Source organism: Micrococcaceae bacterium Sec5.1 (assembly GCA_039636795.1).
Lineage (GTDB): Bacteria > Actinomycetota > Actinomycetes > Actinomycetales > Micrococcaceae > Arthrobacter.
The window spans coordinates 1,953,310-1,966,999 of record CP143430.1; the positions used below are offsets into that span (position 1 = coordinate 1,953,310).

Consider the following 13,690-nt stretch of genomic DNA (forward strand, 5'->3'; position numbering starts at 1 on the left):
GTCATGAAGCCCGTGTTCCCCTCCGGCCCGGCCACCCGATCCGCCCTCTACGTCATAGGCCTGCTCTCAGCCCTCAAGGCACTTTCGCTGGTACTGATGGCACAGGCGGTGGCCGGTGCACTGGCCGGTTTGGCCGGAAGCCCGTCCGATTGGACCAACGGGCTGGTGTGGGGGGCCGTCGGAGCGGTGCTACGGTCCCTGACCGTATGGGGCCAGGGCGTTGCGTCGCGCCGTGCCGCGCTGGGGGTCAAAGAGGAGCTGCGCTCGCAGCTTCTCAAGCGCTCACTGGCCGAGGGCGGAACAGCTGCGGTTGAGGGCACTAACGACGGCGGGCTCGCGATCCTCGCCACGCGCGGGCTGGACGCACTGGATGACTACTACACCCAATACCTGCCGGCCCTGGTGAACTGCGCGACCGTTCCGCTGCTCATCGGCGCCCGGATACTGTTTGCCGACTGGGTGAGCGCCGTGGTCATCGTCTTGACCGTTCCCCTTGTGCCGCTGTTCATGATCCTGATTGGCCGCCACACGGAAGACGCGGTCAGGGACGCCCAAACGACGCTTCGCAGGTTGTCCGGGCACATCCTTGAACTCGCAAAGGGCCTGCCTGTGCTGGTGGGTTTGGGACGGGCCAGCGAGCAACGCGCGGCACTCGAAGACATTTCCGAGCAATACCGCAGCCGAACCATGGTCACGCTCCGGACGGCGTTCCTCTCGGCTCTTGCCCTGGAACTCATAGCAACCATCTCAGTCGCTGTCGTAGCAGTCTTCATCGGCGTGCGGCTGGTGGCCGGAGACATGGCCCTGGAAGCCGGGCTTTTGGCACTTATCCTTGCTCCTGACTGCTACTTGCCCCTGCGTGAGCTCGGTACCGCCCACCATGCCAGCGATGACGGCAGGGCGGCCTTGGAAACTGCCAATACCGTGTTGAAGGCACCCACGCACCAGCGTCTTACTGATAACCAGCGTCTTACCGATAACCAGCCACTTACCGACAACCCGACATCTCGCACCGGGCTCGCCGACATCGTGGTCAGAGGCCTCACGGTGACCTATACCGGACGGCCCGCACCCGCCGTCGAGCGCTTGGATTTTACCGCTCCGGCAGGCCTGGTTACGGCGTTGGACGGAAACAGCGGCGCCGGAAAAAGCACTGTGCTGGGTGTCCTGGCCGGCCTGATCGGCCCGGGTCCGGGCGCATCCGTGACCGGCACCGTGACTGGTGTGGCACCGGGTACCGTCGCCTGGGTACCGCAACACCCCGTGATGGTGGCCGACACCGTGCAGGAGGAGATCGAGCTGTACCTTGGCGGGCAGCACTCAGTAGATACCGCGCAGGCTGTCGCGAGCATCCTGCGGAGAGTCTCTGCTGATCACCTTGCGGCCAAACACCCTGCCGAACTCAGCCCGGGGGAGTTGCGCCGTGTGGCGCTTGCCCGGGGCCTGGCGCGGCTGGAGGCCGGCGCTGCCGTGCTGCTTCTGGACGAACCCACCGCACATTTGGACCACTACTCAGCCAGCGTGGTCCGCTCTGCCATCACGTCCCTTCGCGGCTCTGCCACCGTCATCCTGATCGCACACGATTCCGCCACCCGTGCGCTCGCCGACCATGTAGTCCGGGTAGAGCACTTGACGCCAGCGAATCGGCGTACCGACCTGCCGGAACGAAGGGCTGCATCTACCGCGGCCCTCGTATCAACCGATCTGCAGCAGTCCACCCGGACAGCTGCCGGTACTGGTCAAATTGAGCACGCAGAGGACGGAATCGTCCACACAGCCCTCAACCAGGGATGGCTCCCCAACGTGAAACGGCTCGCGCTGGTCCTACGGCCGGTTCGAGGAAAGTTCGCCGCAGCAGGCGTGGTGGGAGTCCTCGCCGCGCTTTTCGCAGTTGCCCTGTCCGGCCTGTCAGGGTGGCTCATCATCCGGGCCAGCGACCAGCCACCCATTCTCTACCTCCTGGGCGCGATCGTTGGCGTGCGTTTCTTCGGCATCGGCAGGGCCGTCCTTCGCTACTGTGAGCGGCTCCTGACCCACGACGCCGTCTTTGCTGCGATGACACGCCTGCGCGGGGCGCTCTGGGCCACCCTGAGCCGCCGTGCACTCTCACTTCGCAGGCTTTTGCAAGGCGGTAACGTCCTGGGCTCGATCGTGGACGACGTTGACACACTCAGGGACCTTCTACCGAGGGTCGCCCTGCCTCCGTTGACTGCCGTGGGTGTTGGCGGTGCGGCCATCGCGGCAACGGCCATGGTGTTGCCCGTTGCCGTGCCCGCCGTTGCCTCTGCCACCGTAATGGGACTCATTGTTGCGCCGCTTGTTGCCGTACTTGCTGACCGGAACGCCGCCAAGGCAGAACAACAGCTGCGCTCGGTGGTGCTCCGCGATGTTGCGGCCGCCCTCGATGCCCGCGCCGAACTAACCGCCAACGGTGTGGCCGGAAGCATCCTGACCGCACTCAGCGACAAAGATCGTGCGGCTACCGTTTCGGCGCAGCGTTCTGCCTGGGCCGAAGGTCTCGGCCAAGCTGTCACCGTCCTCGCCTGCTCGCTCGCCGCCCTATGGGCGGCACTCCTGGGCGCCGAATCGGTGCACGATGGTTCCGCCGCGCCTGCCCTTGTGGCCGTGATTGTGCTCATGCAATTGGCCCTCGTGGAACCTTTTGCGGCAACGGTTTCCGCCGTCCGCCAGGGCCCTGCGCTCGCAGACGTCTTGGGCGGCGTGGCAGTCACCGGGGCGTTGTCCGGCCCCGCCGATGCGGACAACGCAGATCACGACGCCGGTACGCACCCTTTGCCTGACCGCGACGGCAAGGCGGGGCTGGAGTTGAACGGAATTGCCGCTGCCTGGCCAGGTGGCCCGTCGGTGATCTCCGGAGTTACCGCCGAGGCCGGGCCGGGCCGATGGCTGGCAGTCACCGGCCCGTCGGGAGCCGGCAAATCGACGCTGCTTTCAGTCCTCCTTGGCTTCCTTCCTGTGAAGGAAGGAAGGGCACTGCTCACGGGGACAGCGGCGTGGTGCCCGCAGGAAGCCCACCTCTTCGACTCCACCATCCGGGGTAATCTCCTTCTGGCGAGGCCCCCGGGGAACAAGCCCAACGAACAAGAAATGGCCAAGGCCTTGCAGGATGTGGGTCTCGACGTATTGGTAGGGACCTTGCCGGAGGGGCTTGACACACGCATTGGATCAGCCGGGGCCTTCCTCAGTGGTGGCGAGCGGCAGCGTCTTGCCATGGCCAGGACACTTCTGACGGGCGCGAGCGTGCTGTTGCTGGATGAGCCTACGGCGCACCTTGATGCTGAAGCCGCCCGCGAAATGATGGCCACCCTTCGCCGGGGTTTGCGGGACGTCACAGTAGTCTTGGTGACCCATAACCCGGATGACATCGATCCTGCAGACGCCAGGCTTGAGCTCCCCAGCGCGGCTGAGCTGGTGAGAGTTCCTACTCCCCAGTAGCCTGTTGGCATGTCTTCTGAGGTTCCACCCCTGATGCAGCCTGATGCCGGCCGAACAGGTCTGCAATGGCGGCCGGCCACAACTGCGGACCTCGACAACTGGGCGGAATTGATCGCCCGGACTGCCGCCGTCGAGCGTCCCGTCTGGTTCGAAAAGCGTGCCGACCTTGTCCATGTCCTGGAGTCCACCAAGAATGATCCCAGGACCAACACGCTGCTGGGATTGGACCGGGATGGGGTTGCCCGCGCGTACGGACGCATCACCAAAAACCCGGAGGGGGACAAGGCCACAGGAATGGGATGCGTGGACCCGGACTGGCAACGCAGGGGCATCGGTTCAGCAGTCCTCGCGTGGCAGGAAGCACAGACCCGGAGAAGGTTCCACACGGACAAGGCTGCGGGGCACAGCAATGCCCCACCCCGCCTCCGCATCCGAACTGAAGAACAACACCAGCACCAGGCAGCGTTGTTCCGGTCCCGGGGCTATGACGTTGTGCGCTGGTTCAATGAAATGCATCGGCCGTTGTCCGGGCCTGCTGCCAAGCCTGCTCCAGCAGCACGGCTCGAATCGGGATTGGAACTTTGCACGTTTGACGCATCCCTGCACGAGCCCGTTCGTCTGGCCCATAACGATGCTTTCAGGGACCACTGGGGAAGCGAGCCACGCGACGAAGAAACCTGGCGATTCACCATCGAGGAACCCACGGCGCGGCACGATTGGAGCGCTGTGGTAATTGATGCTTCCACAGGGGAAGTAGCTGGGTACCAACTGGCCAGCTACGATCCCGCTTCAGCGGTTGCCCGGGGTTTCAAGGAGGGCTATACCGAACTGCTTGGTGTCCGGCGTGCGTTCCGTGGCCGGGGAATAGCGCAAGCACTGCTGGCCGACGCCCTGCGGCGATTCACGGCCGCCGGGATGGACATTGCATCGCTGGACGTCGATTCTGCCAATCCCACCGGGGCCCTGGCACTCTACCTTGGCATGGGATACAGCCCGGTGAACCGGAGCATGACGTGGGAGAAGACGCTGTAGCCCAGCGGCCTTAGCCGTCAACGTCGTGTAGGTGATGGACGACGTCGTGCAGGAAGTATTGCGAGAACGTCAGCACCGTGAACTCGGAACCGTTGCTTCGCCGCCCTGTACGCTGCCATTCATCCTGCACCACCCGTGCGAAGGACTCGGCGATTTGCTCCCCTTCCGCGATCAGCTCGTCAGAGACAACGCGCGGATCCGAGCGTCCATACTCGCCGTCGATGGCCGCTTGGTCCTGGTCCCAGTTGGCAAATTCGGCGTTGTCATTACTCAGCATCAGGTTCAGCCTCTTATCGAAGAGGCTGAAGACATCGCGCACGTGGCATGCATACTCCATGGGAGACCACGTGTGGTCATTCGGGCGTACGGCGACGTCCTCGCGGCGCAGAACGGCGCGCCACCTCGGAAGCATATTCAGCACGGTGCCCGGGACCGTGGACGGCGTCACGGTGGAGGCGTCAAAGCCGCACTCGGGGCAGGGCTTTGAAAGCACCCATGTCCAGTCTTTTGCGTCGGGGATGATCGGCATGCCGCCAGTCTAAAGGGTCACCACCGGCAATCTCAGGCAAGGCGTAAAATCCGCAGCTGTTTGCCCCTGACTTCGTTGCCGCCCAGGAGTAAAGTTCGCTCCGGGGAGAGAGTCGGAAAGAGAAAAACATGCTCAAGGATCAGCAAGTGGGTGCCGTTCTTCCGGCATCGGATATTGCCCGGGCCCGCGCTTATTACAGCGAGAAACTCGGACTCGAACCAGAAAATCCAGACGCCGACGACAACCTCCAGTACAGGTGCGGGGACGGGACCGGATTCTTCATTTACCAAACATCCAATGCAGGTACGGCCAAGAACACCCAGATCGGCTGGATGGTCAGTGACCTCACTGCCACCGTATCGGAACTCCGCGAGAAGGGTGTTGTGTTCGAAGACTACGATTTCCCAGGCCTGAAGACTGAAAACGGCATTGCGACGATGCCGGACGGAACGGCAGCGGCTTGGTTCCTGGACTCCGAGGGAAACATACTGAGCCTCAACCAAAACGCCTGACGCAGCAAGCAGGGCCGGTGGTCTTAAACCACCGGCCCTGCTGTTGTTCCCTGTGCCATTGCTGGCTGTTGGCCTACTCGGTGGACACAGCCATTGCGTTCCAGGCCATGCTCGGACCGATCGCTTCGACTGGCTGTGACAGCGGCACACCTGACCCGTCCCTGCGGCCGTGCTCGTGGGGAAGTGCGCGGGCCACTCCGGCGGCCGATGACGCCTTCGCTGGTCCGTGTCCGGCCCACGCCAAGAGCAGGGTGTCCTCGCCCTTGAGGAAGCGGTGTACGCGGACGCCTCCGGTGGCCCGCCCCTTGGACGGGTATTCGTCGAAGGCAGTCACCTTCGCGGTCCCCGGGGCAGTGCCCGGCAGAGCGCCATTGGTTCCGGCAATAGTGACAACGACGGCGGCGGGATCGTCTGCGCGCACGGTGCCAAAGTGGATGACTTCGTCGTCGTCAGCGAGCTTGATGCCTGCCATGCCACCAGCGGTCCGGCCTTGCGGACGCACGTTTGACGCACTGAACCTTAGCAATTGGGCTTGCTTGGTCACGAAGACGAGTTCGACGTCGTCCTCCTGGGCGGGTTCAACGGCAAGAACGGTGTCCTTGTCCTTGAGCGAAATGATTTCCCAGTCCTCACGGTTCAGCGGGTACTCCGGCTGAACACGCTTAACCACGCCCTGCACGGTTCCAATCGCAAGGATGGCGTCCAACGGAACGAACGCAACCAGTGTCTCGCCCTTGAGAAGAGTGATGAAATCCTTGGCCGGCACTCCACCGGCCAGATTTGGAAGGCCTCCGACAGGGGGCAGGGCTGGCATGTCCATGACCTGTAGGCGCAACATGCGGCCCAGGGAAGTGACGGCGCCAATCTCGCCACGTGCCGTGGTCTTCACCACCGAACGGAAGACGTCGTGCTTCGCCCGCGGACCAGCCTCGGCCAGCGGTTCCTGGTTGGTTGTCCGTGCGATCTGCCCGGACACGCTGAGGAGGGCCCAGCAGGGGTCGTCCGGGATTTCGAGGGGGAGCGCTGCGGCCTTGCCCTTGGGCCCCGGTACCGCCGCCGCAAGGGCCGCGGCGACCGTGGGCGAAACTGCCTCGGACTCCAGGAGTACGGTGCGTCGGGGCGTACCGTACTTCGTGGCGATTTCGGCCAGCTCACCGGAAACCAGGTCACGGAGCAGCTCGTCGGAGGCAAGGATGGCTTCCAGGGCTTCGATCTCGCGGCGCAGCTCGTCCTGTTCCTTCTCCAATTCAAGGCGGGAGTACTTGGTCAGCTGCCGTAGGCGCAGTTCCAGGATGTAGTTGGCCTGGATCTCGGTGAGGTCGTAGATGGACATCAGCCGTTCACGGGCTGCGGAAGCTTCATCAGAGGAGCGAATGATCTGGATGACTTCGTCGATATCGACGATCGCGATCAGCAGGCCCTCCACCAAGTGCAGGCGGTCCTTCTTCTTGCCCAACCGGAAAGCCGTCCTACGCCGGACCACGTTCAGACGGTGGTCCACGTAAACCTGCAGGAGCTCCAGCAGGCCAAGGGTCTGCGGCTGGCCGTCAACCAACGTGACGTTGTTGATGCCGAAGGAATCTTCCATGGGCGAATAGCGGTACAGCTGCTGAAGCACGGCGTTGGGGTTGAAGCCGTTCTTCAGCTCGATGACCAGGCGCAGGCCATGGTTGCGGTCCGTAAGGTCCACGACATCGCTGATGCCGGTCAACTTCTTGGCGTTGACGGCGTCCTTGATCTTTTCGATGACCTTTTCAGGGCCAACCATGTAAGGCAGCTCGGTCACCACCAGGCCGGTACGGCGGGCAGACAACTGCTCCACTTCCACCTTGGCGCGCGTCTTGAAGGAACCGCGGCCCGTGGCATAGGCATCGCGGATACCGTCCAGGCCCACGATGCGGCCACCGGTGGGAAGGTCCGGACCCGGGACGTACTTCATGATGTCGCCCAGCGTCGCATCCGGATTAGCGATCAAATGACGTGCGGCCGCAATGACCTCAACAAGGTTGTGCGGAGCCATGTTGGTTGCCATGCCGACGGCAATGCCCGTAGTTCCGTTAACCAACAGGTTGGGAAACGCTGCCGGGAGGACGTCCGGTTGGGTCAACTGGTTGTCGTAGTTGGGGACGAAATCCACGACGTCTTCGTCGAGGTGGTCCGTCATGGTCAGCGCAGCCGCGGCCAGGCGTGCCTCCGTGTAACGCGGGGCTGCCGGACCGTCGTCGAGCGATCCAAAGTTGCCGTGACCATCGATCAACGGCAGGCGGAGGGAGAAGTCTTGTGCCATGCGCACCATGGCGTCATAGATGGCGGCATCGCCATGGGGGTGGAGCTTTCCCATGACTTCGCCCACGACGCGCGCACTCTTGACGTGGCCCCGGTCCGGGCGCAAGCCCATGTCCGCCATCATGTAGAGGATGCGGCGCTGAACCGGTTTGAGGCCATCACGTGCGTCAGGAAGGGCTCGGGAATAGATCACCGAGTAGGCGTACTCCAGGAAGGAGCCCTCCATCTCGGAAGTGACGTCGATATCGACGATGTTCTCGGTGAAATCGCCGAGAGGCTCGCCTTTGCGTGCGGGAGTTTGGCTGCGGGCCATGGGGTCGGTGGATCCTTGAAAGTTGTACTGCGGATGTTTTAGCTAGGCTAAGCCTATGGTGGATCAGCCCGACGTCGGCATTTATCCGGAATATTGGGAGGCCGATGTCGTCCTGCGCGACGGCGGGACAGCCCACATCCGTCCCATCCGCCCCGAGGACGCAGACGCCCTGCAGGCCTTCCATGCCGGGCAATCGCAAACTTCCATCTACATGCGGTTTTTCTCCTTCAAGCCCAAACTGTCCGGAAAAGAAGTGCGGCGCTTCACTGAAGTGGACCATGTGAACCGGGTGGCATTCGTCATCACGATCGGTGGCGAAATCATGGGCGTGGGCCGCTACGACCGGCTGGAGGACCCCGACGAAGCCGAGGTGGCCTTCAACATTTCGGACGCCCATCAAGGCCGCGGCATCGGCTCGATCCTCCTGGAGCATCTCGCGGCGGCCGCCCGGGAGAACGGTATTCGTCGGTTCATTGCCGAGGTCCTGCCCGAGAACCGCAAGATGCTTATGGTCTTCGCTGATGCCGGCTATGACCTCAAGCGCGGGTTTGACGACGGCGTGGTGAGCGTCGAGTTCAATATCGACCCCACCGAGAAATCGCGGGCCGTCATGGAGTCCCGCGAGCACCGCGCAGAGGCCCGCAGCGTGCGCGACTTGCTGGCGCCGTCGTCGGTGGCTGTCATTGGTGCCAGCCGCAAGTGGGGGACCGTAGGCTACCAACTCCTGGAACACATTATTGAGGGTGGCTTTGAGGGCCCGGTCTATGCGGTCAACCCCGAGGCCTTCGAGCTCGCCGGCATGATCTCCTTTGCCCGCTTATCCGAGATCCCCGGGCCGGTGCAGTTGGCGATCATCGCCGTTCCCTACGAGGAAGTGCCCAAAGTAGTGGACGACTGCGCAGCAGCGGGCGTCAAGGGCATCGTGGTGGCAACCGCCGGATTTGCCGACGACGGCGAGAGGGGCCTTGCACGCCAACATGAGCTGGTCCGGCGCGCCCGGGCCAATGGCATGCGGGTGATTGGGCCCGAGTCCCTGGGGATCCTGAACACTCATCCGGCCGTATCCCTCAACGCTTCCATGGCTCCGAGCATGCCGCCCCGAGGGGGCCTTGGCCTCTTCAGCCAGTCAGCCGCCGTGGGTGTCGCCGTCTACGCCGCGGCGAGGCGGCGCCGGTTGGGCCTGTCCACATTTCTCTCTGCCGGGAACCGCGCGGATGTCTCGGGCAACGACGCCATGCAGTACTGGGAGGACGACGCCGATACTTCCGCTGTAGGGCTCTACCTCGAATCAATCGGGAATCCCCGTAAGTTTTCCCGGCTCGCCCGCAGGTTGTCCCGGAGCAAACCGGTGATCGTCGCAAAGTCCGACGTCACGGGCCTCCGCCTTCCGCCCGGACATGAAGTCCGGACCACGCAAGCGCCCGCCGCCGCAGTGGACGCAATGATGCGGCAGGCGGGCGTCATCAGGGTGGGAACCATCGAGCAATTGATGGACATCGCCCAGATCGTCGCCTCCCAGGCATTGCCCACCGGCCCCGGCGTTGCGGTCTACTCCAATTCCGTCGCCCTGGCGAAAGTCGTCGCTGACAGCGCCGGACCACTCGGGCTTGATGTGAACCGGATGGTAACGGATGTGGACCTCGACGCCGGCATGTCACTCGCCCTTCCAGCGCTCCGGGCGAGCCTGCAGGCAAGCCTCGCGGACGAATCTGTCAACGCCATCGTGGCCGCACTCCTGCCTGCACGCGGACTCACTGTAGAAGCGCTGGCCGGTGTCCTGGCCGAGTGTGCGGCGGAGGCCGGCAAGCCGGTAGTGGCAGTGTTCACCGGCATTCTGGACCCCTCCATCCCTGTGGAAGGCATGGTAGGCAACTCCGATCATCAGTTACTGCCCTCCTATTCCAATGCAGGTGCCGCAGTAGGCGCCCTGGCCGCGATCGTTCGCTACGCCCAATGGCTGGACCGCGACCAAGGTCTTTTCATCGAGCCCGGTGCCTGCGATGTGGAAGGGACCAAGGAAACCCTGGCCAGGATGCTTACCGGCGTGACGGGGGAAAAACTCCGCAAGCTCGACGCCGGTGCTGCCGCAGAATTACTCGCGGGCTACGGCATCGCCGTGGTGCCAACAATCGGCTTCGCAACACCGGAGGAAGCTGTTGAAGCAGCCGAACGCCTGGGCTGGCCAGTGGTTCTGAAGACCACTGATCCCGCCCTGAGGCACCGCCTGGACCTGGGCGGCGTCCGCCTGGACATTGAAGATGCAGAGTCCTTGCTGCACAACATCGCCCAGATGAAGCGGGCACTGGAACCTTACGGTTCGCCGTCCCTCGAAGTTCAGGCAATGGCCCCGGTAGGCCAGGCGTGCACCTTCCGGGCGATAGAGGATCCTTTGCTGGGGCCGGTGGTGTCTTTCGGCCTGGCAGGGGACGCAGTGAATCTGCTGGACGATTGGGCACACCGGGTCCCACCATTGTCTGCGGCAGACCTGCACGACCTCATCCGCTCGCCGCGGGCTTCCAGGAAACTGTTCGGCTACCAGGGCCTCCCAGCCGTGGACGTCCCTGCCCTCGAGGACATCGCCGCCAGGCTGGCCAAACTCAAGGATGACCACCCCGGAATTGCCCTGGTGGAATTCAACCCTGTGCTCGCGGGCCCCACCGGTGCAACGATTCTGGGTGCTGATGTGTGGATAGGTAACGCGGCCAGGCGCACCGATAGCGCTCGCAGGGCAATGCGCGGTTAAGGGCTCCGTATACGCCAGCGACCACTCCAGTAGCGAAGCCGGCAGTTAGGAAGTCCCCAGTGGATCTGTGAAAATGGGGGAATGAGCACCCAGTCTCCGACGCCTCAGTCCCGTCCGTCCAATGCCGGGCTCCACAGCGCCCATAACCACAGCTTGCAGGGACAGAGCCTGGACCAAGCGCTGCAACAGGCTGGTTTCTACCCCCGGCTGGTGGCCGACGTCGTGGATGACGCCTTGGATGGCCGCGATTGCCTGTCACACCTCGTGCACCTTGAAACACACTTTGATCGCGCCGAGGTTCGCCGCCACATCACAGTGCTGGTGCTCACGGAAGACATGCTGGTGATCACCCACGTTGATGATCAGCAGCTGGATGAAGCCGGGGAACAAATCGTCGCCCAGATTTCCACGGAGTCCGTGCCGGTTGCACAGATCCGTTCGGTGGTCCTTAGCTACATGTACGCCCAGCCGCAGGACTACAAGCCCTCGGATCCCGTGCGGGAAATGACAGTCTCCATCGCCTGGTCCGGTGGGCAGCGCCTGGACATGGGCCCGGCAAGCTGCGGTGACCCGCAGTGCGAAGCGGACCACGGCTACAGCGGAACCATCGCCCAAGAGGATATCGTCCTGCGCATCAGTGCCGAAGCGGACGGCCTCCAGGCAGTCCAGGATGCGAAGGTCTTCGCACGCGCCCTTCGTGCCGTGAACACGGCAAATCCCACACCCATCCCGCACACAGGAATCCCCGCGCCGCGCCCACGTTCGGGGGTCTTCAGCAACCGCTTGAGCCGCGGACACCAGCGTTGAGGGTGACTGCACAGGAGCACATGCAGCCGACATCCGGTACGGCGCCGGCCCCGGACCTCCCTTCGCCCCCGCTTTTTGGGAGCAGGTCGATCGCCGAAGTTTTTACCAGTGCTGCCGCCAGCATGGGCATCCCCGGATTTGCCAACCAGCTTCACCTGCCTGCTGCGCCGCGTGTCTGTGTGGTCCTCGCCGATGGCCTGGGCCGCAGCCTGCTCAAGCAAAAGGCTTCGCACACACCGTTCCTGCGTTCCCTCCTGTCCAGCGGACAGGGCAATGTCCCCAACTGGATTGATTCCGCTTTTCCCAGCACCACGGCAGCTTCCCTGGCCAGCCTGGGAACAGGGCTTCCCGCCGGGCAGCACGGCATGGTGGGCTATGACGTCCTGGATCCTTCCCAGGACAAAGTAGTGAACCTGCTGGGCAACTGGGACGCCCATGTGGACCCTGCGCTTTGGCAGCCGCACGCTACCGTCTTCGAACGCATAGGGGCCGAAGCCGACGTCGTTACTGTGAGCCTCCCGCAGTTCGGGAATTCGCCGATGACCCAGGCTGCCTTGCGGGGCAGCCGTTTCGTGGGCGGCACGAGCCTGCATGCGCGCACAGCCGCTGCAGCAGAGGCCATGTCCGGCGGTGGCCGTTCCCTGATGTACTTCTACGTCAATGAATTGGACAAAGCAGGTCACCGCTACGGCTGCCAGTCCGACCGCTGGGAACACCAACTTGAAGAGCTCGACTCCACTGTCAAAAGATTGTCCGCGACGCTGCCGGCGGGAACCACTATCGTGCTGACCGGGGATCACGGAATGCTGGACGTTCCCGAGTCCCAGCGCATTGACTACTCAGCTGATGCTTCACTCGTCGCCGGGGTCCGCCACACTGCAGGCGAGCCCCGCATGGTTCATCTTTACCTTGAGCCCGGCCTTCCGGACACGCACCGCGAGTTGCTCATCTCCGCCTGGCGGGCAAGGTTTGGCGAACGCATCTGGGCTTTCACCCGTGAACAGGCGATAGGCGCAGGGCTGTTCGGCGACGTCCAGCCGGACGTGGCGCCGCGCATTGGCGACGTCATGATTGCCGCACGGGATACCCTTGCCCTTTACGACACCCGCAGGGTCCGTCCGGCATCGTTGGAAGTAGTGGGCCAGCACGGCTCCATGACGAAGGCGGAACGCGAAGTGCCGTTCCTTTGCTTCCCGGCAGCCGGTAAAAAGGGCAAACGTGGCTGAACTCGTCTTCTTCTCCGGCACCATGGACTGCGGCAAGTCCACACTGGCTTTGCAAATGGACTACAACCACCGTGCTCGGGGCAGGGGCGGGGTACGGTTCAGCTGCAACGACCGCGCAGGTGATTCGACGATTTCCAGCAGGTTGGGCCTGAAGACAGACGCCGTTGAAGTCCATGCGGACACGGACTTCTGGGATGAAGTGGTTGTACGCCGGACCGGTGGGCTCCGCGTGGACTACCTGATCTGCGATGAAGCCCAGTTCTACTCCGCCGCCCAGGTGGAGCAGTTGGCACGCCTGGTGGATGAGATGGACGTGGACGTCTTCGCGTTCGGGATCACCTCGGACTTTCGAACCACCCTGTTTCCCGGCTCTCAACGTCTGATCGAACTCGCCGACAAAGTACAGGTGCTCCAGGTCGAGGCACTGTGCTGGTGCGGGCGTCGCGCAACTCAAAATGCCCGAACGGTGGACGGCATCATGGTGGTGGAAGGGGACCAGGTCATGGTCGGCGATGTCGCACCCCAGACAGGCGGCGACGCCCCGGGCGTGAACGATCAAATTACCCCTGGAGAAGCTGGCGGCCATGAACCCGTGGTGGGCTACGAGACCCTGTGCCGACGCCATTACATGCGCCGCGTGACAGCCCACGGCGCCAACCTCATGGCTGGGGGAGACCCGACTCTTCCGTTCGACGTCGATGCCTGCCTATGGCCGGGAGCCGGTTCCGGCAGTGGCTCCGGCTTGACGCGTAGCTAGGGCTGGTCGCCGCGCCAGAGGTTAGTCGC

At 63.6% G+C, this 13,690-nt stretch carries 9 protein-coding genes; 7 read left to right on the forward strand and 2 right to left on the reverse strand.

What is annotated here, in order from left to right:
* Positions 1 to 3 precede the first annotated feature (3 nt).
* Both cydD and VUN82_09020 read left to right on the forward strand, forming a co-directional pair.
* The gene (cydD, locus tag VUN82_09015; protein ID XAS73956.1) at positions 4 to 3,456 is read left to right on the forward strand and encodes a thiol reductant ABC exporter subunit CydD; all 3,453 of its coding nucleotides are present in this window, start codon (positions 4 to 6) and stop codon (positions 3,454 to 3,456) included.
* Between the two features lie 9 nt (positions 3,457 to 3,465).
* On the forward strand, positions 3,466 to 4,488 hold the full coding sequence (locus tag VUN82_09020; GenBank protein XAS73957.1) for a GNAT family N-acetyltransferase: 1,023 nt from the start codon (positions 3,466 to 3,468) through the stop codon (positions 4,486 to 4,488).
* A 10-nt stretch (positions 4,489 to 4,498) separates the two neighbouring features.
* Here VUN82_09020 and VUN82_09025 read toward each other — a convergent pair whose 3' ends face one another.
* Positions 4,499 to 5,017 carry a DinB family protein gene (locus VUN82_09025; protein ID XAS73958.1) on the reverse strand — a complete coding sequence of 173 codons (519 nt, stop codon included), beginning with the start codon at positions 5,015 to 5,017 and terminating at the stop codon, positions 4,499 to 4,501.
* Between the two features lie 128 nt (positions 5,018 to 5,145).
* On the opposite strand from VUN82_09025, the gene VUN82_09030 reads away from it, so the two are divergent.
* Positions 5,146 to 5,529 carry a VOC family protein gene (locus VUN82_09030; protein XAS73959.1) on the forward strand — a complete coding sequence of 128 codons (384 nt, stop codon included), beginning with the start codon at positions 5,146 to 5,148 and terminating at the stop codon, positions 5,527 to 5,529.
* 73 nt (positions 5,530 to 5,602) lie between these two features.
* Here VUN82_09030 and VUN82_09035 read toward each other — a convergent pair whose 3' ends face one another.
* A complete protein-coding gene (locus VUN82_09035) occupies positions 5,603 to 8,128 on the reverse strand; it encodes a DNA topoisomerase IV subunit A (protein XAS73960.1) in 2,526 nt (841 codons plus the stop codon).
* Positions 8,129 to 8,183: 55 nt separating this feature from the next.
* Here VUN82_09035 and VUN82_09040 point away from each other — a divergent pair, with 55 nt between their 5' ends.
* The 4 genes from VUN82_09040 to VUN82_09055 all read left to right on the forward strand — a co-directional run bounded on the left by VUN82_09040 (position 8,184) and on the right by VUN82_09055 (position 13,661).
* Positions 8,184 to 10,871 (forward strand): GNAT family N-acetyltransferase, encoded by a 2,688-nt coding sequence (locus tag VUN82_09040; protein XAS73961.1) that lies wholly within the window; start codon positions 8,184 to 8,186, stop codon positions 10,869 to 10,871.
* Between the two features lie 81 nt (positions 10,872 to 10,952).
* On the forward strand, positions 10,953 to 11,678 hold the full coding sequence (locus VUN82_09045; protein XAS73962.1) for a DUF5998 family protein: 726 nt from the start codon (positions 10,953 to 10,955) through the stop codon (positions 11,676 to 11,678).
* A gap of 20 nt (positions 11,679 to 11,698) precedes the next feature.
* Positions 11,699 to 12,904, forward strand: a complete 1,206-nt coding sequence (locus VUN82_09050) for an alkaline phosphatase family protein (protein XAS73963.1) — start codon at positions 11,699 to 11,701, stop codon at positions 12,902 to 12,904.
* Positions 12,897 to 13,661, forward strand: a complete 765-nt coding sequence (locus tag VUN82_09055; protein ID XAS73964.1) for a thymidine kinase — start codon at positions 12,897 to 12,899, stop codon at positions 13,659 to 13,661. The genes VUN82_09050 and VUN82_09055 overlap by 8 nt, the downstream gene beginning before the upstream one ends.
* Positions 13,662 to 13,690 lie beyond the last annotated feature (29 nt).